The 26,978-nt window shown below is 62.4% G+C and carries 25 protein-coding genes and 1 riboswitch; of the genes, 8 read left to right on the forward strand and 17 right to left on the reverse strand.

The features are described 5' to 3' along the window. Positions 1-738 (forward strand): glutamine amidotransferase, encoded by a 738-nt coding sequence (locus ABLV64_RS02360; protein ID WP_032425866.1) that lies wholly within the window; start codon positions 1-3, stop codon positions 736-738. On the opposite strand, the gene pqqF is transcribed toward ABLV64_RS02360, so the two are convergent. From pqqF to ABLV64_RS02395, 7 genes are all read right to left on the reverse strand, one after another. Further along, on the reverse strand, positions 735-3,020 hold the full coding sequence (gene pqqF, locus ABLV64_RS02365; RefSeq protein WP_348842940.1) for a pyrroloquinoline quinone biosynthesis protein PqqF: 2,286 nt from the start codon (positions 3,018-3,020) through the stop codon (positions 735-737). The two genes, ABLV64_RS02360 and pqqF, sit on opposite strands and share 4 nt — an antisense overlap. Further along, a complete protein-coding gene (gene pqqE / locus ABLV64_RS02370) occupies positions 3,020-4,162 on the reverse strand; it encodes a pyrroloquinoline quinone biosynthesis protein PqqE (protein ID WP_023318333.1) in 1,143 nt (380 codons plus the stop codon). Before pqqE ends, pqqF begins: the two co-directional genes overlap by 1 nt. Further along, the gene (gene pqqD, locus ABLV64_RS02375) at positions 4,149-4,427 is read right to left on the reverse strand and encodes a pyrroloquinoline quinone biosynthesis peptide chaperone PqqD (RefSeq protein ID WP_004202592.1); all 279 of its coding nucleotides are present in this window, start codon (positions 4,425-4,427) and stop codon (positions 4,149-4,151) included. The genes pqqE and pqqD overlap by 14 nt, the downstream gene beginning before the upstream one ends. Before the next feature lie 2 nt (positions 4,428-4,429). After that, the gene (gene pqqC, locus ABLV64_RS02380; protein WP_004143685.1) at positions 4,430-5,185 is read right to left on the reverse strand and encodes a pyrroloquinoline-quinone synthase PqqC; all 756 of its coding nucleotides are present in this window, start codon (positions 5,183-5,185) and stop codon (positions 4,430-4,432) included. Then, complete coding sequence (gene pqqB / locus ABLV64_RS02385; protein WP_069603049.1) at positions 5,179-6,105, reverse strand: pyrroloquinoline quinone biosynthesis protein PqqB; 927 nt, start codon at positions 6,103-6,105, stop codon at positions 5,179-5,181. The genes pqqC and pqqB overlap by 7 nt, the downstream gene beginning before the upstream one ends. 54 nt (positions 6,106-6,159) lie before the next feature. Continuing rightward, the gene (gene pqqA / locus ABLV64_RS02390; protein WP_002905689.1) at positions 6,160-6,231 is read right to left on the reverse strand and encodes a pyrroloquinoline quinone precursor peptide PqqA; all 72 of its coding nucleotides are present in this window, start codon (positions 6,229-6,231) and stop codon (positions 6,160-6,162) included. 136 nt (positions 6,232-6,367) lie between these two features. Beyond that, entirely contained in the window at positions 6,368-7,387 is a 1,020-nt protein-coding gene (locus ABLV64_RS02395; protein WP_211773842.1) for a dipeptidase, read from the reverse strand. Between the two features lie 242 nt (positions 7,388-7,629). Between ABLV64_RS02395 and ABLV64_RS02400 the strand changes: the two genes are divergently transcribed. From ABLV64_RS02400 to ABLV64_RS02415, 4 genes are all read left to right on the forward strand, one after another. Further along, positions 7,630-8,622, forward strand: a complete 993-nt coding sequence (locus ABLV64_RS02400) for an alpha/beta hydrolase (RefSeq protein WP_048324305.1) — start codon at positions 7,630-7,632, stop codon at positions 8,620-8,622. Between the two features lie 86 nt (positions 8,623-8,708). Next, a complete protein-coding gene (locus tag ABLV64_RS02405) occupies positions 8,709-9,449 on the forward strand; it encodes a response regulator (protein ID WP_099441457.1) in 741 nt (246 codons plus the stop codon). Next, positions 9,446-10,789, forward strand: coding sequence for an ATP-binding protein (locus tag ABLV64_RS02410; protein WP_023318328.1), 1,344 nt, complete (start codon positions 9,446-9,448; stop codon positions 10,787-10,789). Before ABLV64_RS02405 ends, ABLV64_RS02410 begins: the two co-directional genes overlap by 4 nt. A gap of 102 nt (positions 10,790-10,891) precedes the next feature. After that, entirely contained in the window at positions 10,892-12,082 is a 1,191-nt protein-coding gene (locus ABLV64_RS02415; RefSeq protein ID WP_348842941.1) for a cytochrome c biogenesis protein/redoxin, read from the forward strand. 227 nt (positions 12,083-12,309) lie between these two features. Here ABLV64_RS02415 and ABLV64_RS02420 read toward each other — a convergent pair whose 3' ends face one another. The 7 genes from ABLV64_RS02420 to ABLV64_RS02450 form a co-directional block, all read right to left on the reverse strand. Next, positions 12,310-13,203, reverse strand: coding sequence for a LysR substrate-binding domain-containing protein (locus ABLV64_RS02420; protein WP_049003882.1), 894 nt, complete (start codon positions 13,201-13,203; stop codon positions 12,310-12,312). 210 nt (positions 13,204-13,413) lie between these two features. Continuing rightward, positions 13,414-14,895 carry an aspartate aminotransferase family protein gene (locus ABLV64_RS02425; RefSeq protein WP_074194072.1) on the reverse strand — a complete coding sequence of 494 codons (1,482 nt, stop codon included), beginning with the start codon at positions 14,893-14,895 and terminating at the stop codon, positions 13,414-13,416. Between the two features lie 9 nt (positions 14,896-14,904). Beyond that, entirely contained in the window at positions 14,905-16,290 is a 1,386-nt protein-coding gene (locus ABLV64_RS02430) for a diaminobutyrate--2-oxoglutarate transaminase (protein WP_004202575.1), read from the reverse strand. Positions 16,291-16,596: 306 nt separating this feature from the next. Next, positions 16,597-17,532, reverse strand: coding sequence for an ABC transporter substrate-binding protein (locus ABLV64_RS02435; protein WP_205608527.1), 936 nt, complete (start codon positions 17,530-17,532; stop codon positions 16,597-16,599). Between the two features lie 24 nt (positions 17,533-17,556). Then, entirely contained in the window at positions 17,557-18,297 is a 741-nt protein-coding gene (locus ABLV64_RS02440; RefSeq protein WP_053810354.1) for an ABC transporter permease, read from the reverse strand. Further along, positions 18,294-19,022 (reverse strand): ABC transporter ATP-binding protein, encoded by a 729-nt coding sequence (locus ABLV64_RS02445; protein ID WP_004202571.1) that lies wholly within the window; start codon positions 19,020-19,022, stop codon positions 18,294-18,296. Before ABLV64_RS02445 ends, ABLV64_RS02440 begins: the two co-directional genes overlap by 4 nt. After that, complete coding sequence (locus ABLV64_RS02450) at positions 19,019-19,714, reverse strand: TenA family protein (RefSeq protein WP_205608528.1); 696 nt, start codon at positions 19,712-19,714, stop codon at positions 19,019-19,021. The genes ABLV64_RS02445 and ABLV64_RS02450 overlap by 4 nt, the downstream gene beginning before the upstream one ends. Positions 19,715-19,782: 68 nt before the next feature. Next, positions 19,783-19,884: riboswitch (TPP riboswitch) on the reverse strand. Positions 19,885-20,104: 220 nt separating this feature from the next. Between ABLV64_RS02450 and ABLV64_RS02455 the strand changes: the two genes are divergently transcribed. From ABLV64_RS02455 to ABLV64_RS02465, 3 genes are all read left to right on the forward strand, one after another. Further along, a complete protein-coding gene (locus ABLV64_RS02455) occupies positions 20,105-21,226 on the forward strand; it encodes a BamA/TamA family outer membrane protein (RefSeq protein WP_048294896.1) in 1,122 nt (373 codons plus the stop codon). 18 nt (positions 21,227-21,244) lie between these two features. Next, entirely contained in the window at positions 21,245-22,189 is a 945-nt protein-coding gene (locus ABLV64_RS02460) for a porin family protein (RefSeq protein ID WP_163620177.1), read from the forward strand. Positions 22,190-22,254: 65 nt separating this feature from the next. After that, positions 22,255-23,361 carry a DUF4056 domain-containing protein gene (locus ABLV64_RS02465; RefSeq protein ID WP_186997687.1) on the forward strand — a complete coding sequence of 369 codons (1,107 nt, stop codon included), beginning with the start codon at positions 22,255-22,257 and terminating at the stop codon, positions 23,359-23,361. Positions 23,362-23,397: 36 nt separating this feature from the next. Here ABLV64_RS02465 and ABLV64_RS02470 read toward each other — a convergent pair whose 3' ends face one another. From ABLV64_RS02470 to ABLV64_RS02480, 3 genes are all read right to left on the reverse strand, one after another. After that, a complete protein-coding gene (locus ABLV64_RS02470; RefSeq protein WP_186997686.1) occupies positions 23,398-24,570 on the reverse strand; it encodes a Gfo/Idh/MocA family oxidoreductase in 1,173 nt (390 codons plus the stop codon). 13 nt (positions 24,571-24,583) lie between these two features. Next, positions 24,584-25,507, reverse strand: coding sequence for a TIM barrel protein (locus ABLV64_RS02475; protein WP_049003889.1), 924 nt, complete (start codon positions 25,505-25,507; stop codon positions 24,584-24,586). A gap of 190 nt (positions 25,508-25,697) precedes the next feature. Next, complete coding sequence (locus tag ABLV64_RS02480; RefSeq protein ID WP_205608529.1) at positions 25,698-26,738, reverse strand: LacI family DNA-binding transcriptional regulator; 1,041 nt, start codon at positions 26,736-26,738, stop codon at positions 25,698-25,700. Positions 26,739-26,978: the final 240 nt, after the last annotated feature.

Raw genomic sequence — 26,978 nt, forward strand, 5'->3', positions numbered from 1 at the left:
GTGACACGTAACCGATTATTGCTGGTTCAGACCGGGACGCCGCCGGCAGCCATCCGTGAGGAGCATGGCGATCTGCCGCGCTGGTTCCGCACGCTGCTGGCGCCGTGGCAGGCGCAGCTCACCGCGGTACGGGTGTTTGAGGACGAGCCGCTGCCGGCGCCGGATCGCCAGACGGTGGCGGTGCTGACCGGCTCCTGGGCGATGGTGACCGACCGTCTGGTATGGAGCGAACGGACCGCCGACTGGGTCCGTCAGGCGGTGGCTATCGGCATGCCGCTGTTCGGCGTTTGCTATGGCCATCAGCTGATGGCTCATGCCCTGGGGGGCGAGGTGGCGTATCATTCCGCCGGACGGGAAAGCGGCAGCCAGACCGTTTCGCTATCGCCGTGGGGTGTCGACGACCCGCTGCTGCGGGGCCTGCCGGCCGCATTTCCCGCGCATCTGAGCCATTTGCAAACCGTGACCCGTCTGCCGGAGGGGGCCACGGTGCTGGCCGCATCCTCCCACGATCCCCACCAGATCGTGCGCTACGGGCCGCACGCGGTCTCCACGCAGTTTCACCCGGAATTCACCGCGCCGATTGCCCGCTCGCTGATCCGCTACCGGGAGGCGGTGCTGCAGGCGGAGGGCATCGACGCGAAGCGATTACACGATGAAGTGCAGGAGAGCCCGCAGGCCGCGGCGATCCTCTCGCGCTTCGTCAGTGCCTATCTGACCCCTGATGCCCCCGGCCATTAATCCCCGGCAGTGAACAGTACCCGCCAGCGGCGACGACGGCGGGACATCTCGTAGGCCAGGTCGTCGACCTCTTCAACGCGCAGCGCGTCAGCCGTCTGCGGCGTCAGCTCCGCTAAACCATACTTCTGACGCAGGACGGCCAGCGCTTGCGCCTCGGGCGGCGTCCGGGTGCGAACCTGTGCAGCCAGGCGCTGCTGTAGCGGCCTGAAGGTCGTTTCATCCAGCGGCGGCAGCTGGCGCAGAAAGGTGTTGCAACAGCGCAGCAGCGCCACGGCGCGGCGATCCGGGGACTGGAGCGCCATCAGCAGCCCGTCGCGATCGGCGACGCGCTGATAGCGGCAGCTCACCACATAGCCGATCTGCTGCTCCACCCGCAGGCGCTGGAAAAAGAGTGGCTCACAGCGCTGCGCCAGCACCCGCAGGGCCGCCAGCGAGGCGCCTTCCGGCAGCGGAATAAAGACCAGCAGCGCTGTATCGCCTCCGGGGAAAGTCAGCCGTTCGACGCCGCGGCGGCAGGGGCCAGAGAGGTTGCCCGGCGGGTTAACCCGGGCGCTAAGCAGGCTCAGCTGGCGCGCGATCCACTGCGCATCCTCTGCGCTGCCGCCGGTCAGGGCCGCCAGCCAACCTTCCTGATGCTCTGATGCGCCCAACCGATCGGGGAGCAAAGCCATGAGATGACGGATAGCAATATTCTCCGGCGGCGGGGCCAGCGGGGTGACCGGGAGCGCGAGCTGCCGCACAATGGCCTGCAGAATCGCCACCGGCCGTCGGCCGGACGCTGGCCACTGCAGGAGCAACTGCCAGCTGCCGTCGACGCGATGCCACTCGCCGCGGCCCCCGGCGTGGCGCAGCGCGGCGAGCAGCGGGCGCAGCTGTTCCCCGCGCGCCAGCCCTTCGGCCATATCGGGCGAGCAGTAGAAGGGCGGTCGGAGCAGGAGCCTCGGCGGCTCGCCCGGTGACGGGAGGTGGAGCAGCGGCGCGGCTTTCTCCGGGTTTTCCGCGGCGAGGCCGCCAGCGGCTTGCGGATAAAAAGCGAATTCCAGCGCCGGGTCAGAGACCGGGCGGCGCCACCACCGGCTAAGCGGCAGGCTAAAGCCCTGGGTGGCAACAGGCTCCCCTGGGGAAATGGTCTGGCAGGCCAGGCTGACCGTGGGGGCGGCCTGCAGGGCGGCGCAAAAATCGGCGAACCCGACGGGCGGCCCGCCGGGGGCAAAGCCGAATGCCCGCTGGCGCAGCTGATCGAGGGGCGACAGCGTTTGAAAACGGCGCCAGGACAGCTGATAGTAGTGTTGCTGCTGGTCTGGCGTCGTCTGCCGTAGCGCCTGCAGCCAGTGGGTTATCTGCTGGTCGACCTGTTCCGGCCGGTCGCTGGCGAAGACCAGCGCCAGCCAGCCGAGGCGCTGATCCTGATACAACCAGCTCAGCGCCACCTCTTGCGCCTGGCCACGCTGGCGCAGCCCGGCCATCAGGCTGCCAGGGGCTTCATCAAGCAAAAACTCGCGCAATAACGTGACGTTGTCACTTAAGGCGATCAGCGGGCAGCGCCACAGCGCGGGCTGGCTGGAGACCGCCAGCTGCAGTGCAGTGGATTCGCCCAGGCGCAGCGGTGGCGCCGGCGGCGGAGCCTCGCCTGCGGCAAGCCCGGTGGCGAAACGGGCCGCCAGCTCGCCGAGCGCCTCCAGCGACTGCGGCCCTTGCAGCCAGAGCTGCATCCGCCGGGCGACGTAATGGGTGCGGTGAAAATCACGTAACGCCGCCTGCAGTGCAGGGCGATCGCCCGCCAGCGCGTCGGCACTGCCTACCTGAAAGCGGCGAAAGGCCGCGGGCGCGCTGGCGGCGTGGCGCACGGCGGCTTCCCGGCGCGACGGCTCATGCTGCTGGATCAGGCGGTACTCGGCGTCAATCACCGCCACTTCACGCTGAATATCTTCCCTGAGCAGCCGCGGCGCCTGCAGCATCTCCTGTAGACGCGCGACACCGTCAGCCAGACCATCGGCGGCGACCTCGAAAAAGAACGCGCTGTGGCGGGCCAGGGTGGTGGCATTCACGCTTCCGCCCTGGCGCTGCACCCAGCCCATCAGCCGGTCATCATCCCGGTAGCGCTCACCGCCGTAAAACAGCAGATGCTCCAGCAGGTGCGCCAGACCGGGAAAGCGCGATGGTTCGTGGTGGCTGCCGGCGGCGACCCGCGCCAGGGCCGCGGCGCGATCGGCATGCGGCTGATGGACCAGGGTGGCCTGCAGGCCGCCCGGCAGCGTGACGGTGCGTGTCGCCAGCGTCATTACAGGTCCCGGGTTTTGTAGATCAGCTGCGAGCGGGTACGGTTGCGGAACTGCAGCTGGCTGACTTTTATGTCGCTGCAGGCCGCTTCGCGCCGGGCGTCGAGGATTTTGTGATGATGCGGCGATTTGCTGCACACCGGGTCGGCGTTATCGGCGCTGCCGGTCAGCATAAAGGCCTGGCAGCGGCAGCCGCCGAAGTCTTTCTCTTTTTCATCACAGGAGCGGCACGGCTCCGGCATCCAGTCATACCCGCGGTAGCGATTGAAGCCGAACGAGTCATACCAGATCGACTCCAGGCTCTGCTCCAGCACCGACGGAAACGCCACCGGCAGCTGACGCGCGCTGTGGCACGGCAGGGCGGTGCCTTCCGGGGTAACGCTGAGGAAAATCGATCCCCAGCCGCCCATGCAGCCTTTCGGCCGCTCTTCGTAATAGTCCGGGGTGACAAACAGCAGGTTGGTGAGATTGCCGCTGGCGGCCATTTTCTGCCGGTAGTCGGCGACCACCTGCTCGGCGCGGGCGATCTGTTCCCGGGTCGGCAGCAGCCCCTCGCGATTGAGGAACGCCCAACCGTAGAACTGGCAGGTGGCCAGCTCAACGTCATCCGCTTCCAGCTCAATGCACAGCGCGATAATTTTATCCAGCTGATCGATGTTGTGCCGGTGAAGAACGAAGTTGAGCACCATCGGGTAGTCGCGCGCTTTTACCGCCCTGGCCATCGCCAGCTTCTGCTGGAAGGCTTTTTTGTTACCGGCCAGCGCAGCGTTGAGCACCTCATCGCTGGCCTGGAAGCTAATCTGGATATGGTCCAGCCCGGCCTCGCTGAAGGCGTCAAGTTTGCTCTCCGTCAGCCCTATGCCGGAGGTGATCAGGTTGGTATAGAATCCGAGGTCGCGCGCGGCGCGGATCAGCTCTGGCAGATCTTTACGGGTCAGCGGCTCGCCGCCGGAAAAGCCCAGCTGTACGCTGCCCATCGCCCGCGCCTGGCGAAAGACCTCGATCCATTGTTCGGTGGTCAGCTCCTTGTCCTGTTGGGCGAAGTCCAGCGGATTCGAACAGTAGGGGCACTGCAGCGGGCAGCGATAGGTTAGCTCCGCCAGCAGCCACAGCGGCGGATTGACGGCGGGTTTACTCTGGCTCACGGCAGGTGATCCACTTCTGTTGACAGGCTATCTGCAGGAACTCGATGACGTCGTCATCGACGCCACCGGCTTCCGGGAAGCGTTCGTTGAGCACGGCGATAATTGCCGCGACGTCGCGCCGGCCATCGACCAGCTCGAGGATCGCCGCGGCGGTCTCATTGAGTTTGGCCATTCCCTCCGGATAGAGGATCACATGGCTCTCCTGGGCAGCTTCCCACTGCAGACGGTAGCCGCGACGAAAGGCGACGATGGAGGTTTTTTGCATGGTTACACCAGTCGGGTCGTGTGCCAGGCCGCCTTGTCGGTGACCGTATGATAGGGCGGGCGCTGCAGGGCATAGGCCATGGTCATGGCGTCGAGCATCGACCATAAAATGTCGAGCTTAAACTGCAGGATCTCCAGCATCCGGTTCTGTTTTTCAGCGCTGTCGCAGTAGGCCTTCGCCAGCGCCAGGCCATGCTCCACGTCGCGGTTGGCCTGGCTCAGACGGCTGCGGAAGTAAAAATAGCCTTCCTCTTTGATCCACGGGTAGTGCTGCGGCCAACTGTCGAGGCGCGACTGATGGATCTGCGGGGCGAACAGCTCGGTCAGAGAGCTGCAGGCCGCCTCCTGCCAGCAGGCGCGACGGGCGAAATTAAGATAGGCATCCACCGCGAAGCGCACGCCGGGCAAGACGTGGCGCTCGCTGAGCAGATCGTCGCGGCTCAGACCGACCGCTTCTCCCAGCCGCAGCCAGGCTTCAATCCCGCCGTCCTCGCCATGGCTGCCATCGTGGTCGAGGATCCGCTGCACCCATTTGCGCCGGGTCTGCGCGTCCGGGCAGTTGGCCATGATCGCCGCGTCTTTCAGCGGAATGGTGGTCTGGTAGTAAAACCGGTTCGCCACCCAGCCCTGAATTTGCTCGCGGGTCGCGTCGCCGTTATGCATGGCAATGTGGTAAGGGTGGTGAATATGGTAGAAGGCGCCTTTGGCCCGCAGGGCCTCTTCAAAGGCCTGCGGCGACAGCGTGTCGGTGATCAGCATGCGGTTTCCTGAAGGGTGATAGCCATCCCGTCCCAGCTCACTTCAATCCCCTGTTGCGTCAGCGCCTGGCGCTGGGGAGACCGCTCGTTAAGGATCGGGTTGGTGTTATTGATATGAATAAGAATTTTACGTTTTGCCGGCAGGGAGGCCAGCAGGGCCATCATCCCGTGCTCATCACCGAGCGCCAGGTGGCCCATATCGCGGCCGGTATTGCGCCCAACGCCGGCGGCCTGCAGTTCGTCATCCTGCCAGACGGTGCCATCGATCAGCAGACAATCCGCTTTTTGCAGCCATGGCAGAATGGTCTTATCCGGTTCACCGAGCCCCGGTGCGTAGAACAGCGTCTGCCCGTTGCGGCGGTTTTCGATAAACAGCGCCACGTTATGGCCCGGCAGCGGCCGATCGCGATACGGCGAATAGGGCGGCGCGTTGCTGGCGATAGGCACCGCGGTAAACTGCAAATCAGGACAGGCGTCAACGGTAAAAGGCTGCTGCGGCGCGATGGGGTGATGCACCAGGCCGCCGTTCCAGTGTCGAAGCATGGTAAACACCGGGAAACCGGTGGAGAGATCCTCATGGACCTCCGGGGTGCACCACACCTGGTGCGGGCAGCCTTCGCGCAGGCTCAGTAACCCGGTGGTGTGGTCGATCTGGCTGTCGGTGAGAATAATGCCGCCGATATGCGTTCCGCGCAGCACGCCGGCTTTATTTAACTCGGGCGTGTGGGCGATCTGCTGACTGATATCCGGCGAGGCGTTGCACAGCACCCACTCCTGACCGTTATCGCTGACGATGATCGACGACTGGGTGCGGGCGCTGGCCTGGATCGTGCCGTCGCGCAGACCCTGGCAGTTGGCGCAGTTGCAGTTCCATTGCGGGAAACCGCCGCCGGCGGCGGAACCGAGGACTTTAATGAACATGAAGACGGACCGGGTAATGTAAAAAGATGCCCGCGCGAACGGCGGGCGGGGCGATTAGCGGTTAGAAATGTACAGCGTCACTTCCAGACCGAGACGTAAATCGATAAAAGCAGGTTTCTTCCACATGTTTTGTTCCTCTTAAAAATGACCACAGGCCTCACGGATAATGCAGGATCTGTGACGGCCGCCGCATATTGCGCTTCACCGGGTGAGAGATCAACCCGGAATCTGTAAGGATTTAACTTTATGTTTACAATATAACCTATTGTTGCCAAACATGTTTTAATACCCGCAGCCAGTTACGCCACAGCAGCTTATCCAGCACCAATTGATCATAGCCGCTGTCACGCAAGGCATTGATTAGCAGCGGTAAGCCGGCCACATCCCCCAGCGCGTCCGGCAGGGTGACGCCGTCAAAATCCGAACCGAGGGCCACATGATCCTCACCCATTATGTTAATAAGATAGTCGATATGCCGGACGATGGTGGCGATGGGCGTGTCGCTATCGCGCCGTCCGTCGGCGCGCAGGAAGGCGTTGCCGAAATTGACGCCCACTACGCCGCCGCTGTCGCGGATCGCCCGCAGTTGCCGATCGGTCAGGTTGCGCGGCTGCGGGCACAGGGCGTGGGCATTGGAGTGGGTGGCCACCAGCGGGGCGGTGGAATGGTGGGCGGTATCCCAAAAAGCCTGTTCATTCATGTGCGAAACATCGATCTGCATCTTCAGGGCGTTGGCCTGGGCGATGAGCACGATGCCCTCGCCGGTAAGACCCGGCCCGCTGTCCGGGCTGCCGGGAAAGGCGCCGGTGACCCCGCAGCCGAAGCGATTAGCGATATTCCAGAACAGACCGATGCTGCGCACCCCGGCGCGATAAAAGGCCTGCAGATCGTCGCCTTGGGCGTCGAACCCGCCGGCGCCTTCGATGTGCGCCACCATCGCCAGCGCCTTATCCTGACGACAGCGTTCGATATCCGCCGCGCTCAGGCACAGCCGCGCGCGGCTGGCGTCATGGGCGCAAATCGCCTTGAGAATAGCCAGCTGCTGCCAGAGGATCGTTAAGGGATCCCACGCCTGGCTGGCGTACTGCGGCGCCATGCGGGCGATGTACTCCTGCGGCGGCACAAAGAGGGCGAACAGGCCGCCGGCCAGACCGCCCTGGAGAATACGCGGATAATCGAGGTGGCCGTTCTCTATCCCGGCAAAGAAGGCGGTCACCGGATCCTCGCGATGGTGAAGCCAGAGATTCAGCAGCAGGTCATTGTGACCATCAAAAATCGCCATAGCGGGCTCATGGGTTATCAGGTGGTAAAAATGGCTGACACGGTAGCGGATTTATGCCCGTGGGCAAGCAGAAATTCACAAGCCCGCAACAATTGCCAACGTGAACTGTGTATCACACTGTATCCCGCGGCGGGTCCCTGACATTAAGAGATAAAAATGGCCCCGGTCGGGCACATGGCGGATACAAATTTCCGCTTAACTGGTCACGTACTCTCTTGATGAAGATAAAAGGTGAGAAAGCGATGAACAGATTATCCCTGATCCGGTATACCAGCGCCGCGGCGCTGGGGTTATCCACCCTGTGGTCCGCCGCCATTTGCGCCGCTGAAGACGCGGGGGCGTTCGACAAAATCCACCAGATCCACGCTGGCGATCTGAATATTGGCTACGTGGATATCGGTCCGCGGGACGGCCAGCCGGTGATTCTGCTGCACGGCTGGCCCTACGATATTCAGAGCTATGCCCAGGTGGCGCCGGCTTTAGCGCAGAAGGGTTACCGGGTGATTGTGCCGTATCTGCGCGGCTACGGCGCCACCCGTTTCCTGTCGGCGAAAACGCCGCGTAATGGTCAGCCGTCGGCGATGGCGGCCGATATTGTCCATTTGATGGACGCCCTGAACATCAGGCAGGCAGATCTGGCCGGCTTTGACTGGGGGGCGCGCACGGCGGATATCGTCGCCGCGCTGTGGCCGCAGCGGGTGAAATCCCTGGTCTCGGTGAGCGGGTATCTGATCAGCAGTCAGCAGATTGGCGAAAAACCGCTGCCGCCGCAGGCGGAGCTGTCGTGGTGGTATCAGTTCTATTTTGCCACCCCGCGCGGCGAAGCCGGTTACCGGCAGAACACCCACGACTTTGCGAAATTTATCTGGCATCAGGCGTCTCCGCAGTGGCCATTCAGCGACGCGACCTTTGCCAAAACCGCCCGGGCGCTGGATAACCCGGACCACGTGGCGATCACCATCAGCAACTACCGCTGGCGCCTGGGGCTGGAGAAGGGGGAAGCGAAGTATGCCGGCTATGAACAACGGCTGGCGGCGCTGCCGCCGATAACCGTGCCCACCATCACTCTGGAAGGGGCGAATAACGGCGCGCCGCATCCGGCTCCGGCCAGCTACCGGGCCAAATTTACCGGTAAATATGAGCACCGGGATCTGCCGGGGGCGGTGGGCCATAACCCGCCGCAGGAGGATCCGACGGCGTTTGTGCAGGCGGTGGTGGACGCCGATCGGTTGTAACCCGCGACTTGCCGGCGGCGCGACGTTGCGCTTCCGGCAACACGGCTTATGCTTGTGAAGAGTTTATTTTGCCGCAGGAGCAGCCTTTGGAGCGTATTGACCACATCCTGGTCGTCGATGACGACCGCGACATCCGGGAACTGATTGTCGACTATCTGGAAAAATCGGGATACCGCGCCAGCGGCGCGGCGAACGGCAAAGCCATGTGGTCGGTGCTCAAAAACCATCAAATCGACCTGATTGTGCTGGATATCATGATGCCGAGCGAGGATGGCTTAACGCTCTGTCGCCAGCTGCGCGCTAACCCGCAGCAGGATATTCCGGTGCTGATGCTCACCGCCCGCACCGACGACAGCGACCGGATCCTCGGCCTCGAGATGGGGGCGGACGACTATCTGGTGAAGCCCTTTGTGGCCCGCGAACTGCTGGCGCGCATCAAGGCCATTTTACGCCGCACCCGGGCGCTGCCGCCCAACCTGCAGATCACCGAGGCGGGCAGGCTGATCGCGTTTGGCGACTGGCTGCTCGATACCGCCGCCCGCCATCTGCTGGACGACAGCGGGGCGATTGTCGCCCTCAGCGGGGCGGAATATCGACTGCTGCGGGTGTTTCTCGACCATCCCCAGCGGGTGCTGAACCGCGATCAGCTGCTTAATCTGACCCAGGGACGCGACGCCGAACTGTTCGAACGGTCAATCGACCTGCTGGTGAGCCGACTGCGTCAGCGCCTGCGGGAGGATGCCCGGGAGCCGGCCTATATTAAGACGGTGCGCAGCGAAGGCTATGTGCTGTCGGTCCCGGTTTCCATCCGCGAGAGGCATGAATGAGGTTCTGGCCCGTCTCGCTGCAGTCGAGGCTGATGGCGCTGCTGTTTCTGGCGCTGCTGCTGGCGAACACCTTAACCCTGTCGCTGCTGTTTTATGAGCGAATGAGCAGCGCCCGCAGTGTGATGCTGGGCAATCTGGCGTCTGATGTCGCCACCAGCGTGGCGATCCTCGACCGTCTGCCGCCCGCTGAACGCCCGCAATGGCTGCCGAAGCTGGCGCGCGGCAACTACCGCTATCAGCTGGACGCCGGCGAACGCGGCGACTACCCGGACAGCTGGCGCGCCCGGGACGCGGCGCGCTCCCTGCAGGAGGCGCTGAGCGCACAATATCCGGTGAGTATTGTGGCGATCCCTGGTCCGCGTCAGCATATCCAGGCCCATATTACCCTCCACGATGGCGCCCCCTTGACCCTCGACCTGTGGCCGAAGCTACCGCCCATCGCCCGCTGGCTACCGGTGGTGCTGATCGCTCAGTTTGTCCTCCTGCTGGCCTGCGCCTGGTACGCGGTTCGCCAGGTACTGCTGCCCATCACCCGTTTTACCCATGCGGTGAATGCGCTTGAGCCGGCCAGCGACACGGCGGGAACCATGGCCGAGCAGGGGCCGGAGGAGGTGCGCCGTGCCGCCCGCGCGTTTAATGCGATGCAGACCCGCATCCACGATCATCTGCAGGAGCGGGCGCGGATCCTCGCCGCCATCTCCCACGATCTGCAAACGCCGATCACCCGGATGAAGCTGCGGGTGGAGATGGCCGACCAGCCGGAACTGCGCGACAAACTGCTGCAGGATCTCGACAATATGACCCGCCTGGTGCGCGAAGGTATCGCCTTCGCCCGCACCTCGCAGCCGCTGGCGGAGGCGCGCCAGCGGCTGAACCTTGACGCCTTTCTCGACAGTATCGCCTGCGATTATGCCGACGTTGGCCGGCCGGTGCGGTTTTGCCCCGAGGAGAGCGCCGGGGTGGTGTGGATCCCACCGCAGGCCCTGCGCCGGGTGATGACTAACCTTATCGATAACGGGCTGAAATTCGGCGCCACGGTAACGGTAACCCTGACCCGCGACGCCGCCGGGGATATCACTATCCATGTGCTGGATGAAGGGCCGGGGATCCCTGAGGCGTCGCTGCAGGCGGTGCTGCAGCCCTTTTTTCGCCTGGAGGACTCGCGCAATCGCGATACCGGCGGCACCGGTCTGGGACTGGCGATCGCCGCGCAGCTGGTCAGCCAGATGAACGGCACGCTGCGCCTGTCCAACCGCCCGCAGGGCGGTCTGGACGCCAGCGTGCGTCTCGCCGCGCAGGGATTGTATCCTGCTGTATCTCCGGCGCAGCTGGAAAACTAAGCCGACAATTCTCCCGCTTTCCTGACACATCCGCCCTACATCTCCTTGCTGTAATGTCGTGGCTGCCACTCCCGGCAGCGACGACACAATGAGGAGAAGGCGATGTCGATATTGATTGCGTTTTTCGGCGGGATGTTAACCCTGCTGAGCCCCTGTACGCTGCCGGTGATCCCGCTGCTTTTCGCCAGCGTCCGGGGCCGCCGGGGGCAGCTGGCGATCATGCTGGCGGGAATGGCGCTGATGTTCGGCGCTGTCTCGTGGCTGGTGACGGTCGCCAGCGGCTGGGTGGTCAATCTGACTCTGGTTGGGCGCAGCCTGGCGTTGGCGTTCTTCGCCCTTGTCGGGCTGAGTCTGCTTTCGCAGCGCATCGCACAGCGGCTGACCTCACCGCTGGTGGCGCTGGGGAATCAGCTTAACGACGCCAGCTCACGCCAGCGCGGCTGGATCGGTTCGTTGCTGGCCGGGCTGGCGGTGGGTCTGCTGTGGGCGCCGTGCGCCGGGCCGGTACTGGGGGCGATACTGAGCCTGGGCTTTGTGCATCCGGACCAGGCGACCACCGGCGGGTTGCTGCTGGCCTACGGCAGCGGCGGGGCGCTGATGTTATTCCTGCTCGGGTGGTGCGGCGCGACGTTGATTGCCCGTCTGCGTCGCGGGCTGGCGTTCGGCGAACGGCTGCGCCGGCTGGCGGGGGTGGCGATGCTGGCCTCGGTGGCGCTGATCGCCAGCGGCGGCGACCGCTATTTGCAAAGCGCGGGAGGGTGGAGTCAGGCGCTGGAGCAGCGGCTGGCCGCCCGTCTGCCGCAGCCGACGCAGAAAACGGTTCTGCAACCGATCGCTATGCCCGAGCCCAGCAGCGCCATGCCTTCGCTGGTGGGGGGCAGCGCATGGCTCAATAGCCCGGCGTTAACCCCGGAGCGTCTGAAGGGCAAAGTGGTGCTGGTGGATTTCTGGACCCGGGAGTGCATCAACTGCCAGCATACCCTGCCTTACGTGCGCGACTGGGCGAACAAATACCGCGCGGCCGGGCTGGTGGTGATTGGCGTGCATACTCCTGAATATCCCTGGGAGCGTTCGCTGCCGCTGCTGCGCCAGGCGGTGAAGGAGTGGCGAATAACCTACCCGGTGGTGGCGGATAATGAGTACAGCATCTGGAACGCCTTTGGCAATCAATACTGGCCGGCGCATTACATTTTTGACGCTCGCGGGCAGCTTCGCTATACCGCCTTCGGCGAAGGGGATTATGCCCGCCAGGAGCAGGTGATCCAGCAGCTGTTGCAGGAGAGCAAAGCCTGACCCGCGGCGCAGGCCTCTGGCGGATGGATCCCTCCAGGCCTTATACCTGATGCCGGGCGGCGCTGCGCTTGCCCGGCCTACGGGGTTACGGAGCCGCGTGTAGGCCCGGTAAGGCGCAGCCGCCACCGGGCACTGAAACGGGAACGGCGCAGAATACCCCTTGCCGGTGACTGCCGAACGGTTCCCTCTCCCTTCGGGAGAGGGTTAGGGGAGTTATCGTGACACTGTCACCTTTCAACCCACCCCTGCAGGGCCTCGGTCATCAGTTCGCCGAGCAGCGCGACCGCGGCGGAATGGGGTTCCTGACGCGGGGTTTGTTGCAGACTGACGGCCAGACTGCCAGGGGATGGCAGCAGTCCGCCGGCGGGGCGCAGATTGCCGGGCATGCCGATGCGGGTGCGAACCGTCAGCCCCAGGCCGGCCTGCACCGCCGCCCAGATGCCGCTCAGGCTGTGGCTGACGAACACCACCTGCCAGGGGATCCCAGCGGCATCGAGACAGGCAATGGCGCGGGAACGCATCAGGCACGGGCTGTCGAACATCACCAGCGGCAGCGGCTCGCCGGACGCCAGCAGCGCGCGAACGTCAAAGTCAGGATGCGCAATCCACGCCAGCGGACAGCGGCCCAGCCCCGGACCCTGATCTTCGGTTTGCCACAGCAGCGCCAGATCCAGCGTCTCCTCCGCCAGCGCCTGGCGCAGCGGGCCATTGCGATCCACCCTCGCGACTATCCGTACCTGCGGATGGTGGCGGGTAAACTGCCCAAGGATCCCCGGCATCAGCGATTCGCCAAAATCTTCCTGCATGCCAAGGTGAATTTCGCCGGTGAGCCGCTCGCCCTGCAGCGCGCGCAGGGTTTCATCATTGAGCGCCAGCAGCCGTCTGGCGTAGCTCATTAACTTTTCGCCTTCCGCGGTCAGCGCCAGGTGCCGCCCCTGCTTAACCACCAGCGCGGCGCCGCACTGGCCCTCCAGCTTTTTAAGCTGGGCGCTGACGGCGGAGGTGGAGCGCGCCAGACGCTGCGCTGCCAGGGCGAAGCTGCCGCACTCCATGCCGGTCACAAAGCTGCGCAGGGCGTCGAGATCGAGGCCGGGTAAGCGTTTCTCCATTATCATCCTTATTACCGGGACGTTAGATTCTGGCGATTGCCATTATCGGGACCATACTGTGGCATCGCGGCGGGCAGGCGTCAACGGACCTACGGCGAGAAGCGTAGAAGCGCGTCGGTAGCGCAGGCAGGAATAAAAAAAGCCGATAAGAGAACTTATCGGCTTAGTACTGGCTGGGCTGGCCGCTGAGCGGGGCGACAGGCGCCGCCTCGCTCAGGCAGATTATTGCGCCAGCAGCTCCTGTGCGGTGCGTTCCACCAGGTTAAGCAGAACCTTCACATCATCCAGCGTCACCACCGGGTTCAGCAGGGTCAGCTTCAGGCAGGTAACGCCGTTGTGCTCGGTCACGCCGACGTTAGCGCGGCCGGAAGCCAGCAGGGCGTCGCCGACGCGCTGGTTGAGCAGGGCGATTGCCGCCGCGTCGCTCTGCGCCATCTGCGCCGGACGGGAACGGAACAGCACGCTCGCCAGCTGCGGCTGCATCACCAGCTCCAGCGTCGGCTGAGACTTCACGTACTCCGCGACGTTTTTCGCCATGGTGACGCCGTGATCGATGATCGCCGCATACTGCTTCTGGCCCAGCGCTTCGAGGCCCATCCACAGCTTCAGCGCATCGAAGCGTCGGGTGGTCTGCAGCGACTTAGACACCAGGTTCGGCACGCCGTGTTCTTCATCGAACTCGGAGTTGAGATAGGCCGCCTGATAACGCATCAGCTCGTAATGGCGGGCATCCTTCAGCAGGAACGCGCCGCAGCTGATGGTCTGGAAAAACTGCTTGTGGAAGTCCAGGGTAACGGAATCCACCAGCTCCAGACCGTCAAGATAGTCGCGATACTGCTCAGACAGCAGCAGCGCGCCGCCCCATGCTGCGTCAACGTGCAGCCAGATCTGATGCTCCGCGGCGATACCGGCGATGTCGCGCAGCGGGTCGATAGCCCCCGCGTCGGTGGTGCCGGCGGTGGCGACGATCGCCATGATCTGCTCGCCGTTAGCCTGCGCTTGCGCAATCTTCGCCTGCAGATCGGCCACGTCCATCCGCGCGAATTCGTCGGTTTTCACCAGCGTGACCGAGCGGTAGCCGAGCCCCATCAGCGCCATGTTCTTCTGCACGGAGAAGTGGGCGTTTTCGGAGCACAGTACTTTGTACTTGCGGATATCCCCCGGCAGCCCATCCTGCTGGATGGAGTGTCCCTGACGGGCAAAGAAGGCGTCGCGCGCCAACATCAGCCCCATCAGATTGCTCTGGGTGCCGCCGCTGGTGAAGACGCCGGCGTCGCCTGCCGGATAGCCGACCCGGGCGCGCAGCCACTCGATCAGCTTCATCTCAATGATGGTCGCCGACGGGCTCTGGTCCCAGGAGTCCATGCTCTGGTTGGTGGCGTTGATCAACACTTCCGCCGCCTGGCTAATCACCAGGCTCGGGCAGTGCAGGTGCGCCACGCACTGCGGGTGATGCACCGACAGACTGTCTTTCAGGAAGTACTCGATTGCACGGTCAATCGCCGCCTGGTTACCCAAACCCTGTTCGTTAAACTCAAGGGAGATACGCTCACGCAGTTCGTCAACGCTTTTCCCCTGATACATCTCAGGTTGCTTCAGCCACTGCACAACGGCCTGACTGGTCTGCTCGATAACCTGCTGATAGGCCTCAACGCTCTGCGCCGAACCAGCAAGAATCGGATTCAATGTGGACATGGTGGTCACTTACTCCACTCAGACCGGTTTTACGCCGGCGGCCAGCAGGGCCTGTTCAAATTTGTCGAGGAACACATCCAGTTCCGCGTTGCTGATCAGCAGGGACGGCAGCAGGCGCAGCACGCAGCCGTGACGGCCACCGCGCTCCAGAATCAGGCCCGCTTCAAAGCATTTCTTCTGCAGCAGGGCGGAGAGTTCGCCGTCAGCCGGGTAGCAACCCATGTGATCCTGCGCTTCGTTCGGCTTGACGATTTCGATACCGATCATCAGACCGAGACCGCGAACGTGGCCGATTACCGGGTAGCGTTTCTGCAGCTCCGCCAGTTTGCCTTTCAGCCACTCGCCCTGGGCGGCGACTTTGTCGGCAATCTTGTTGTCGCGCAGATGACGCAGGGTGGTCAGGCCGGTAGCCATCGCCAGCTGGTTGCCGCGGAAGGTGCCGGTGTGGTGACCTGGTTCCCAGGCGTCGAACTGCTTTTTAATGCCCAGCACCGCCAGCGGCAGACCGCCGCCAACCGCTTTCGACATCACGATGATGTCCGGCTGAATACCGGCGTGTTCGAAGGCGAAGAATTTACCGGTACGGGCAAAGCCAGCCTGCACTTCATCGACGATCAGCAGAATGCCGTGCTCTTCGGTCACTTTGCGGATGCGCTGCAGCCACTCGACCGGCGCCGGGTTCACGCCGCCTTCGCCCTGAACGGCTTCGAGGATAACCGCCGCCGGTTTACGGACGCCGCTCTCCACGTCGTTGATCAGGTTTTCGAAGTAGTAGGTTAGCGCTTTGACGCCGGCTTCGCCGCCGATGCCCAGCGGGCAGCGGTACAGGTGCGGGTAAGGCATAAACTGGACTTCCGGCATCATGCCGTTGACCGCCGCTTTCGGCGACAGGTTGCCGGTGACCGACAGTGCGCCGTGGGTCATCCCGTGATAGCCGCCGGAGAAGCTGATCACCGCGGAACGGCCGGTGTATTTTTTCGCCAGCTTCAGCGCCGCTTCCACGGCGTCAGCGCCGGAAGGACCGGTGAACTGCAGGCAATACTCTTTCCCTTCGCCCGGCAGGCAAGAGAGCAGGTATTCGGAGAAACGATCTTTTAACGGGGTAGTCAGATCGAGAGTATGTAACGGCAAGCCGCTGGTAATGACACTTTGGATGCTCTGCAATACATCAGGGTGGTTGTGGCCCAGAGCGAGAGTACCGGCGCCGGCGAGGCAGTCCAGGTACTGTTTGTTATCCGCATCCGTCAGCCACACGCCTTCAGCTTTAGTGATAGCCAGCGGTAACTTACGCGGGTAACTCCTGACATTCGATTCAAATTCGGCCTGACGGGCCAAAAAGGTTTCGTTGTTTGCGTCTAATAAATCAGCACGTAAAGTATCAATACGGACTTTATCCGTCATCATATCACTCCCACAACCAGCATTGCGGTTGAACGCTGGTTGAATAATTGGTGTAAGGAATTGAATTGGCATTCATAAAGCGCGCACAATATATGGCTTTTTAAATCCGCATTCAACGTTTTATTGATTGCGTTATTTTGACGCTATTCTTACCGGGGTAAAAATTAACATAACCTGCTGAATTATAATAAAACAACCCAAGGTAACGATAACCCTTTAAAGTGTAATTATTAGTGAGAAAGTCTCTATATTTTTATTGCCGCTGCGTTAAAGCGCTGACGGAAAGCCTTCCGTCAGCGATAGCAAGAGTCAATGCAGCTCAACCGCATAATTTGTTAAAGGTGTAACTTTTTTCACCAACTTATTGTTATATAAAAACTGTTCGTAAGTGTCATAGCGCGCTTTATCCAGCGCCGCCGGATCGGTGGCGAACAGCGGCACGGTTTGCAGCCACGCCTGATGGTTAAGCTCGGTCTTCAGCTCCGGGTGCGCGGCGGCGAACGCCTCCCAGCTCTCCTGCGGATGGGCGCGCAGGTAGCTGACCCCGGCCTGCAGGGCGGTGAGGAATTTACGGGTCTTCGCCTCATGAATCGCGTCGCGGTGGGCGACAATCACCAGCTCGTCATAGGCCGGCACGCCATAATCCTCAACGTTCATCACCACCGGAGCTTTGCCCTGCAGCTTCAGCTCCTGCGCTTCTATATTACGATAGCCGCCGATGACCGCGTCCACCTGGCCCGCCAGCAGAGCGCTGGTCAGCTGAAAATTGACGTTGACCAGCTTGATACTGGCCGGATCGATCCCCGAATGCTGCGCCATGGTCGCCAGGGTGGCCTGCTCAATGCCGCTGACCGAGTAACCCACCTTCCTGCCTTGCAGATCCGCCGGGGTTTTGATCTGCTTATCGAGGGCGATCACCGTATTCAGCGGCGAGTTGATCAGGGTGCCAACGCGCACCAGCGGTAACCCTTCGTCAGCGAAGAAGTGCACCTGCGGCTGGTAGGTGATGGCCAGGTCTGCCTGACGGGCGGCCACCATACGGGGCGGCAGCGCCGGATCCGACGGAGGGACAATCTTGACGTCCAGACCCTGGGCCTTAAAGGCGCCGATCTGCTCGGCCACCATAATCGGCGCATGGTCGGGGTTAATATACCAGTCCAGCACCAGGGTGAGCGGTTCATTGGCCAGCGCGTGACCGCTGAGCAGCGCCGTCAGGGTTGCCCCGACGAAAAGCGACGTTTTCATCTGTTTTCCTTTATTACTTCATGATTATTCCGGCGACCAGTCGATCAGCCGGTGCAGCAGGGTGTCTACCGCCAGCCACAGGAAGAGGGTCAGCAGCACTAAAATAAACAGCGCGGCGAAGCAGATATCGGTTTGCAGCCGCGCGTTGGCATTGAGCATGACGTAGCCCAGTCCCTCGGCGGAGCCGACCCATTCGCCGATAATGGCGCCGATGGGGGCCACCGCCGCCGCCATGCGCAGGCCCGAGCCCAGCGCCGGCAGGGCGGCCATCAGGCGGACATGCCGTAGCTGAGCGCCAAAGGAGGCGTTCATGCTGCGCGCCAGATCGAGATAGTCGTGGTTGACCCGTCGCAAGCCGTCAAAGAAGGCGGAAGTGACGGGAAAGAAAATCACCAGCACCGCCATCGCCACTTTGGCGCTCATGCCAAACCCCAGCCACAGCACCAGCAGCGGGGCGAGGGCAAAGACCGGGATCGCCTGGCTGGTGAGCACCAGCGGCATCAGCCAGCGCTGCAGGCGCGGGGAGAGGATCATGCCCAGCGCCAGCGTGACGCCGAGCGCCACCCCCAGCGCCAGGCCGCTGAGGATCTCGCTGAGGGTAATCAGCGTGTGCCAGCCGAGATAGGCGCGATTGACCCACAGCGCCTCGGCGACCGCCGCCGGGGAGGGTAAAAGAAAGCGCGGAATGCCGCTGCGGCTGGCCAGCCCCCAGAGAAGCATCAGTCCGCAGAACACCATGGCGCCGCGCCAGAGACGTTCGCTCATGAGTGGGCCCTCATCAACTGCTGCAGCAGCGCCGCCTGGGCGTTCAACAGCTCGGGCGCGTCCGGCGCGCGCGGAGGCGCGCCGGTGAGGTGATGGCTGTCGTCGATCTCCCCGTCGGTGGCCGAGAGGACCAGCAGACGGTGGCTCAGCCGGCAGGCTTCCAGCGGATCGTGGGTGATCAGCACCACCGTCCGCCCCGCCAGCAGAGTGGCCGCGAGGGTCTGAATGCGCGTGCGGGTGAGGGTGTCCAGCGCCGAGAAAGGCTCATCCATTAGCACGATGGGCCGGTCCTCATACAGGGTGCGGGCCAGCGCGGCGCGCTGACGCATCCCGCCGGAGAGCGTCGCCGGCCGGGCGTCGGCGCACGAGGCGAGCTCCACCTGTTCCAGCAGGGTGGCGACCCGGGCGTGATCCACTTTCTCACCGCGCAGCCGCGCGCCGAGGGCGACGTTCTCCCGAACGCTCAGCCAGGGATAAAGCAGATCTTTCTGCCCCATCCACGCCAGGCGGCCGGGTATCGGCTTGCCGTCGCTGGCGACCACTTCCCCGCAGGTGGCGGGGGCCAGGCCGGCCATGACCCGCAGCAGGCTGGTTTTTCCGGCCCCGCTGGCGCCGAGCAGCGACACCCACTGGCCGCCGGGGACCGTCAGCGACAGATTGTCGAACAGGCGGCGGTCGCCGAAATGGAGGCTCAGATTGCGGACCTCGATACCTGGCGCCGTCACGCCCGGGACTCCACCGCGGCGTTGAGCCCCATCTGCCAGAACTGCGCCTCAAGGCGGGTGGCGGTGGTGAAGATGTCGCTCAGTTCAGTGATTCGGGACTCGCTTCCACGCTGTTGCCACACGGTCTCCAGCAGCGCCAGCGCGGCGCTGACGCCCTGCAGATAGCCTTCATCGCCGTAGTTGCGGATCCATGAGGCGTAAGGATTGTCGTCCAGTCGGGTGGTGGGGTGATGCAGCAGGCCCAGACCGATTTCGGCGTAACCCGCTACGCAGGGCATTAGAGCGACCAGCAGATCCAGCGCGTCGCCTGAATGGCCGATATCCAGCACGTAGCGGGTATAGTTGATGGTTTCCGGCGCTTCGGGCTGGGCGGCCATCTCCGGTTCGTTAATGCCCCACTGGGCACAGTAGCCGACGTGCAGCGGCACTTCGTTAAGAATGGCGTTCATGGAGGCGGCCGCGGCGCGCATCTCTGGCAGCGTGCGCAGTTTACTCACCAGCAGCGCGTAGCTGCGGGCGAAATGGATCAGAAACAGATAATCCTGGGTCAGATAGCGACGAAATGCGCTTTCAGCAAGGGTACCTTCGGCGAGCTGCCGGACGAAAGGGTGCGCCACATAGTGCTGCCAGTCAGCGGCGGCCAGCTGGCGTAAACGGCCATAAAGACCTTGGCTAAACGCGGGAACAATCACAGGACCTCCAGTTGTGCAGGGGAGATCCGGGCGTGCAGGGGTGTGAACAGGCAATGGCGGTAATGCTGGCAAAATTGCCGACCCGTCCCTTCGCTGGCATGACCCAGATCAGGTTCAAAGGGTTCGGCTTGCGCCATCTCAGCCCTCACGGGACACCCCTCGGTAGCGCTATGTTATACGACATTCACCTTATGAATACAATCATCGCGCCGTCCGGCGGAGCGAAGGCGGCTTTCTGTGACGGCCAGCTCTTTTTTATCCAAAAATACCCAAAAAACAGGCCACTGCGCGTTGGTGAGGGTTCTCCGGTTACGTTATATTTTCCTTATTCCGTTGTAATAATCCTGTTCGCCACGCGTGTCGTGCGCGCCCCAACGCCCTGGAGTGAGCATGAAATTCCCGCTGTCCACGCTGGCGCTTCTGTTCCTGTTGTGCCCGCCTGGCGATGCCGCCGATCTCTTCGATGCGGAAGATGGCATGCTCGACATGAGTCAGTATCTGGCGGAAAACCGTTACGGTTTTCTGCCGGTGCCGCTGGCGATAACCGAGCCGGCCATCGGCTATGGTGGCGGACTGTTTGGCCTGTTTTTACACGGCAAAGGTAGCCGGGAGGGCGGGCAGTTTATTCCTCCGCCGCTCACCGCTTTTGGCGGGGCCGCCACGCAGAATGGCACCTGGTTTATTGGCGGCGGTCATCGTCACACCTGGCAGCATGATCGCATTCGTTACCTGGCGGGCGCCGGCTACGCTAACGTCAATCTGGATATCTATTCCGGCGATACTGGCGACTTCAGCCATGCTAAACCGGTGCAGACGCAGACCAAAGGCGTCGCCGCGCTGCAAAAGCTGCTGTTTCGCCTGGGCGACACGCCGGTGTTCCTCGGAGCCTCCCAGGTGTATGCCCGGGCGGATGTCTCTACCGATAATCCACGGCTCAACCGGGTGTGGCAGCAGGTGCTCGGGCAAAACAGCACCTCTTCGGCGCTGGGGGTGGTGGCGGAATATGACACTACCGATAATATTTTCTATCCTCAGAGTGGGTTAGCGCTGAAGGGGGAATATCGGTTTTTCCGTTCGCTGCTCGGGGGCGATTATCACTACAACACTTTTTCGCTGGACGGAAAGGTGTTTATTCCGCTCAGCCAGACGCTGACCCTGGCGGTCGCGGGCAATTATCAGTCCTTAACCCACCATGATAAGCATCTGATGCCGATGGCGCGTCCTTATATCGCGTTGCGCGGGATTTCGCGCTACCGCTATCAGGGCGACTACGTGGCCACGGCGCAAACCCAGCTGGCCTGGGCGGTTACTCCGCGCTGGATCCTGCAGGGATTCGTTGGCGCCGGGAGCGCCGCTGACGCGGCGGATACGCTATGGGAAGAGTCAGAGGTGGCATGGGGGGCAGGTTTTCGATACCTGATCGCGCGACAGTACGGTTTACGTACCGGGATTGACGTGGCGTTCAGCGAGCATGAACAGGCGGTCTATTTCAATGTCGGTTCGGGTTTATAACTACACATGAGAACAAAAATGAGATCATCCGGCGCGGTGTTAACGCTGCTGTTAGCGGCCTGGGGCACGTCGGCTGCGGAGCCGGACGAGAGCGACAGCTATTTTCCGATCTGGGGCGAGGAGGCTCGCGCCAGGGGATATTCCATTCCGTTACCTTACGGCGTCAACCTGAGCTATATGAATATCCGACAGGATATCATGGTCGACAGTATTACCTTTTCCGGGCTTAAGCTCGGCAACCATCCCATTCCCAGCGATATGTTCGCCATCGATGCCGGGCATACCCGCGAGAAGAGCAAAACCGAAAACCTGCGCCTTGATATGTGGGTCTTTCCGTTCCTCAACGTATACGGACTGGTGGGGCATACCCGCGGCTCCTCCGTCTCGCAGGTATCAGTGGATTCCGATCCGTCGCAGTTTCGCGGTCTGGACCGGGTCATCGCCGGCGCGGTTCATCAGCTTTATCAGAGCGGAAAGCTGCAGAATATTGATTTTACGCTTGATTTTAAAGGCACCACCTGGGGGACCGGCTTTACGCTCGCCGGCGGCTACGGCAACTGGTTTGGGTTAGTGGATACTAACTACACCCGCACCGACTTCGATATCCTCGACGGCAGCATTTCGGCGGTCACCGTCTCGCCGCGCGTCGGCTACCGCTTCAGTTTTCAGGGGATCGACGGGCCGTCCCATCTCAGCCTGTGGGTCGGCAGCATGTATCAGGACGTGCAGCAGGAGTTTAAGGGCGATCTCGCCGACCTGCACATGCCGCCAGAGCTGCAGCCCCTAATTGCCGCGGTCAATAAAGACGGCGAGGGTAAATTCGACGTTAAGCAGAAGCTGACCTCGCCGTGGAATATGCTGATTGGCGCCCAGTATGAAGTCACCAGAAACTTTAACGTGCTGACTGAATTCGGTTTTAACGACCGCAATAGCTTCTTTGTCTCCGGTGAATACCGTTTTTAACTAAAACTGCAGGCGCCGTCTGCCGGTATGATGCGCGCTCTTTTGTTGCTGTGGAGAGGCTGTTGATGCGTAAAGCCTTATGGCTGTTGTTCGCGCTGGCGCTGCCGGCGCTGGCGCAGGACCCGGTGTTGCCCGCCGTGACGGCGATCCATCCGGCGCCCACCCTGGGCGAACTGTCGCCGCCGGAATCGCTGCGGCCATGCTGCGCCTTTGGTTACGACCTGCACGTGCGGGCGGTGGGCATCCCGATCCCGGTGTACCAGATTGGTAACGTGCTGACCCTGGATACCCTGGGCAAGCACCATTACAACGACAGCGCGCTCGGAGCGGTGAAAAATCTGCTGGGACTGAGCGAGGAGCAGAACGGGCTTATCTATACCCGCCGCGGCGGGTTTATCGATATTGCCCATGTGCGCGACACGGCGGATTACACCTTTTATCTGTTCAATCGCATTTCGCCGACGCTGGGCCAGGCGGGGCGCATATTTTACAGCGAAGAGCTGGGGGTGCGCCGCGTCCAGCTCAATGCCTTTACGCCGCCGGCGGGGGTCAGGCAGCGCTATCAGCTGGCGGCCTGGCTCGCCGGGCATCTGGCCTTCGAGATTGCCCAGTGGCATGAGATCGCCCAGTGGTATGGCTTCCAGTCGGTGCCGGGGTTTTCTGAGGAGATCTCCGCGTTTTCGCCGGAAGATCTCTACTCCAATTTACTGGGCGCCAGGCTGGCGATTAACGTCATTCTTAGCGGCCACGGTGGGTCAGTGGAAGCGTATAACCAGGCCATGGAGGCGGCGCTGAAAAAGGCGCTGACCCGGCTGATGGTGGCCACACGAGGGGAGACGGAAGCGATGTTCCAGCGGATCGATGGCGACTGGTGGAACAGTCATCGGCGGGTGCCGGATAAATTTCTGGTGCTGAAGCGTAATTACGACCTGCAGGAAAACCGACTGCCGACGCCGGTACCTTTCGAAACCATGCCGCCATATCGCCTGACCATGCCGGCGCAGGTGGCGGGATTCCGCTTGCGCGACCTCGGCGAGCTGCAGATCTACCCGGGGCACGATATGCAGGCGCTGCCGGTTCCCGAGCAATACTATGGCGCCGCAGCGTTTCAGGGGCTGGCCGATCGCGCCCGCGAGGCCGATAAAACCCAGCTGGCGCGCATTGAAAAGTAGCGAGAAAGGCTCAGGGCGAGGCCCTGAGCCGGCGAGTTAGCGGAAGTCGACCCAGCAGGCGCCGTTGTCGGCCGAGCGCACGCAGTTTTCCACCCAGCGCACGCCGAACGCCCCGGCGCGAGCGTCCGGATACCAGAAGTCGGCCAGCAGCGCTTCGTCGCGTCGGTCAACGGCGTCCATGGCGATGGCGAAGCGGCGATAGAGATTCGACCAGGCCTCGAACAGCCCCTCCGGGTGACCACCGCCGATGCGGTCATCCTGACGCGCCAGCGGATCAAGATAGTCCATGCCGCGCTCCAGAATGCGCGCCGGTTCGCCCTGCACCTCGTAACGCAGCTGGTTGGGCTGCTCATCCCACCATTCGAGACTGGCTTTTTCACCGACGATACGCACCTTTTGCCCGTGCATGGAGCCGCAGTTAACGGCGGAGCTCCACAGCGAGCCGATAGCGCCGTTGTCATACTCCATCAGCACCTGCGCGTTATCCTCCAGCGGCGCGCGGCTTTTGACGAAGCTTTGTCTGGCGCACATCAGCCGGGCGATCTTCAGCTGCGGGGCCATGGTTTCGACCAGAAACAGCGGGTGGGTGGCTAAATCCCCCAGCACATAGCTGGGGCCGACGAAGCGAGGATCGACCCGCCAGCGGGTACTGGCGTTTTCCAGCTCCACCGGCTGGGCGTGGAAGCCATGAGCAAACTGCATATTGACGATACGGATGTCGCCCAGCAGCCCGTCGGCGATCATCTGCCGGGCCTGGAGGATCAGCTGGTGGCCGGCATAGCCGTAGGTCACGCCGATGATCTTGTGCTGCCGCTGGCTGAGGGCCACCAGGTCGTCCGCCTCTTCGCTGCTGAAGCACAGCGGCTTTTCGCACACCACGTGCAGCCCGGCCTCCAGCGCCGCCCGGCAGATGGCGTAATGGGTGTTATTCGGCGTGGCAATCGACACGGCCTGAATACCATCAGGGCGGGCAGCCTCGCCGCGAAACAGACTTTTGTAGTCGGCGTAACAGCGATCGGGATCCACCCCCAGCTGTTGGCCGAACTGGCGCCCGCGCTCGGCATCAATATCAAAGGCGCCGGCCAGCAGCGCAAAGGTGTTATCGCGCAGGGCGGCAGAGCGGTGAATATAGCCGATCTGGCTGCCGCCGCCGCCGCCGACCATGCCCCAGCGCAGGGTGCGATCGAGAGGTCTTAAACCGTTAATCATGGGGTGTCTCCTGTCAGAATCCAACGTCGCGCAGATAGCGCAGGCTCTCCGTGACCGCCTGCAGGCTGCCTGCGGCATGGCGCGGATCACGCTCTTGTTCAATGGTTATCCAGCCCTGATAGCCGCGGCGGGCAAGAAAATCGTTAATGGCCGGGTAGTCAATGGCGCCGCTGCCGAGCGGGCACATCACCCCTTCGGCGCAGGCGGTGAAAAAGTCGATGCCTTCGGCGATGGCGCGCTGGTAAACCTGCGGATCCACATCCTTGAAGTGCAGGTAGTCGAGCCGCGCGTAATAGCGATCCAGCCAGGTGAGCGGATCCATTCCGGCGTAGTAGAGATGCCCGGTGTCCAGACACAACCCCGCCACGTCGTGCGGGATATCGTTGGCCAGCCGCTCGATTTCATCGGCAAATTCGATGCAGCCCCCGGCATGGGGATGGATAACCGCCCGCACACCGTACTCCCGCCAGGCGAGGGTGCTGAGGGCGGTAATGTGCGCCATCATCCGCTGCCAGTCCTGGTCATTGAGGCGCGGAGCCAGCGCGCTGCGTCCGGCAAAGCGCGCCCGCTCGGGGTTGCCGAAGTCGATAATGACCAGATAGGGCGGCTGGAAAGGGTGCCCCGGGATAGGTTCGGCGGCCGGAACCTGAGACAGATTGCGGCATATTTGATGGGTCAGCGCCTCCAGAGTGGGGTAATGGGCCTCGCTCACCAGATCGTCAAAGATCGTCCCGGCGACCAGCGACAGCTGATGCTGGTCCAGCGCCGCGCGCAGGCTGGACGGGTCGGTGGGCAGGTAGCCCCACGGGCCGAGCTCGATGCTGCGATACCCGGCCTGCGCCGCCTCCTTCAGCACGGTAGCCCAGGCGGGAAGGTCAGGGTTTTTCGGGTCATCCACGCCCCAGCTGCAGGGGGCGTTGGCGATAGGATGTGTCATGTCGGCTTCCTTTTTTCACAGGGGATGCCGCTGAGTATTGAATGAAAATTTCATAGCCAACAATGTTGGAATGATAATTTTATGATGGCCGTCATGATTTGTATTGAGGTTATTTTTGATAGTTATTTATCAAAGTGAGGCGAGGCGTGGTTCAGGCGTGAAGCAGCCCCGTTGGCGACGGGGCGGGCGTTTACATATTTTCTTTGGTGATGATATCGAAAGGCTGAGGGTGCGAAATCACGTCGCTGGGCGGCCGCGAAACGGCTTCCGTCATGGCGCGCAGGGTGGCGGCGGCAAAGTCATCCAGCCGGTGGGTGAGAATGACATCGATGGTGCCGTCGATCAGCGCCAGTTCACTGTCGCTTAGCGGGCCATGGCAAACCAGGGTGACGGCCTGCTGGCGGCCGCTGTCGCGCAGCGCCCCGACAATCCCTTCGACGCCGCCGCAGGGAGCATAGATCGCCTGCAGGGCCGGGTACTGGCTGAGCAGCTGTTCCGTCACGCTTCTGGCGACATCCGCCCGTTCGTGGCTGCGAACCGGCTCGAGGATCTGCTGCCCTTTACCCTGCTCGCGCAGGCAGGAGCGGAAGCTGATCTCACAGCTCTCCTGACAGGTAAAACGATTATCGCCAATAATAATGGCTATTTCGCCTTCGCCACGGCATAAGCGGTCGATAAACCAGGCGGCGGTGCGCCCGGCTTTTTGGTTATCGAGGCCGATATAGCCGCTGCGCTGGGGAACCGACAGATCTGAAAGTAGAGTGAATACGCGAACGCCGCGGGCGGCGGCCCGGCCCACCGCATGGCGAATCAGCGGGTGATCCAGCGCCACCAGGCCTAACACGTCCACTTCGTCACTTAGCCGGTGAATGGCCTGAGCCATCGCTTCCACCGCATCGATGGCAAAATGTAGTATCACCGGCACCTGGCCCGCCGGTAGCCATGGGGCGGCCTCTCGCGTCAGCGCCTGGGCCAGCGGCAGGTAGAAGGAGTGGGTCTCCTGCAGCAGAATAAACCCCATTCTGACCGTGACCGGCGCTTTCCCCGCCGCCAGGCGATAGTGGGGCTGCTCGAGGGTAAACCCCAGTCGTCGTGCCGCCTCCAGTACGCGGTACGCGGTCGATTCCTTCACCGCCGCGCGCTTGTTGAGTACCCGGTCGACGGTGGCCACGCCGACGTTAGCTTCACGCGCAATGTCGGAAAGCGTGATTTTGCTGGTGGATTTTTTCACTGTGATGACCATTAAAAATGAGCGTTATGATAGAAACTATCACGGTAACCCTGCGCAGAACAGCGACAATCTGCGTGCCACAGGACAAGCCTGCGTTCCTGCCGCGTAAAGTGTGACGGGTATACACAGTCTGTGATCAAAAGCGACTACCTGTTCTGGCATTGCTGCTATGCTATTGAAATAAAATTAATAATAAAGGCAGTGTCGTCTTTGTCGGTTAAACCGTGCGCAAAGTCGCTC

Origin of the sequence: Klebsiella sp. JB_Kp031, assembly GCF_040064295.1 — a bacterium.
GTDB classification, from domain to species: domain Bacteria; phylum Pseudomonadota; class Gammaproteobacteria; order Enterobacterales; family Enterobacteriaceae; genus Klebsiella; species Klebsiella quasipneumoniae.

Coding starts and splice junctions, on each gene's coding strand:
- ABLV64_RS02410 (WP_023318328.1), top strand. CDS start 9,446: ATGAGGTTCTGGCCCGTCTCGCTGCAGTCGAGGCTGATGGCGCTGCTG.
- ABLV64_RS02455 (WP_048294896.1), top strand. CDS start 20,105: ATGAAATTCCCGCTGTCCACGCTGGCGCTTCTGTTCCTGTTGTGCCCG.
- ABLV64_RS02400 (WP_048324305.1), top strand. CDS start 7,630: ATGAACAGATTATCCCTGATCCGGTATACCAGCGCCGCGGCGCTGGGG.
- pqqD (WP_004202592.1), bottom strand. CDS start 4,427: ATGCAAAAAACCTCCATCGTCGCCTTTCGTCGCGGCTACCGTCTGCAG.
- ABLV64_RS02460 (WP_163620177.1), top strand. CDS start 21,245: ATGAGATCATCCGGCGCGGTGTTAACGCTGCTGTTAGCGGCCTGGGGC.
- ABLV64_RS02440 (WP_053810354.1), bottom strand. CDS start 18,297: ATGAGCGAACGTCTCTGGCGCGGCGCCATGGTGTTCTGCGGACTGATG.
- ABLV64_RS02470 (WP_186997686.1), bottom strand. CDS start 24,570: ATGATTAACGGTTTAAGACCTCTCGATCGCACCCTGCGCTGGGGCATG.
- ABLV64_RS02435 (WP_205608527.1), bottom strand. CDS start 17,532: ATGAAAACGTCGCTTTTCGTCGGGGCAACCCTGACGGCGCTGCTCAGC.
- ABLV64_RS02465 (WP_186997687.1), top strand. CDS start 22,255: ATGCGTAAAGCCTTATGGCTGTTGTTCGCGCTGGCGCTGCCGGCGCTG.
- ABLV64_RS02395 (WP_211773842.1), bottom strand. CDS start 7,387: ATGGCGATTTTTGATGGTCACAATGACCTGCTGCTGAATCTCTGGCTT.
- ABLV64_RS02430 (WP_004202575.1), bottom strand. CDS start 16,290: ATGATGACGGATAAAGTCCGTATTGATACTTTACGTGCTGATTTATTA.
- ABLV64_RS02475 (WP_049003889.1), bottom strand. CDS start 25,507: ATGACACATCCTATCGCCAACGCCCCCTGCAGCTGGGGCGTGGATGAC.
- pqqC (WP_004143685.1), bottom strand. CDS start 5,185: ATGCTGATCACCGACACGCTGTCGCCGCAGGCCTTTGAAGAGGCCCTG.
- ABLV64_RS02415 (WP_348842941.1), top strand. CDS start 10,892: ATGTCGATATTGATTGCGTTTTTCGGCGGGATGTTAACCCTGCTGAGC.
- pqqB (WP_069603049.1), bottom strand. CDS start 6,105: ATGTTCATTAAAGTCCTCGGTTCCGCCGCCGGCGGCGGTTTCCCGCAA.
- pqqF (WP_348842940.1), bottom strand. CDS start 3,020: ATGACGCTGGCGACACGCACCGTCACGCTGCCGGGCGGCCTGCAGGCC.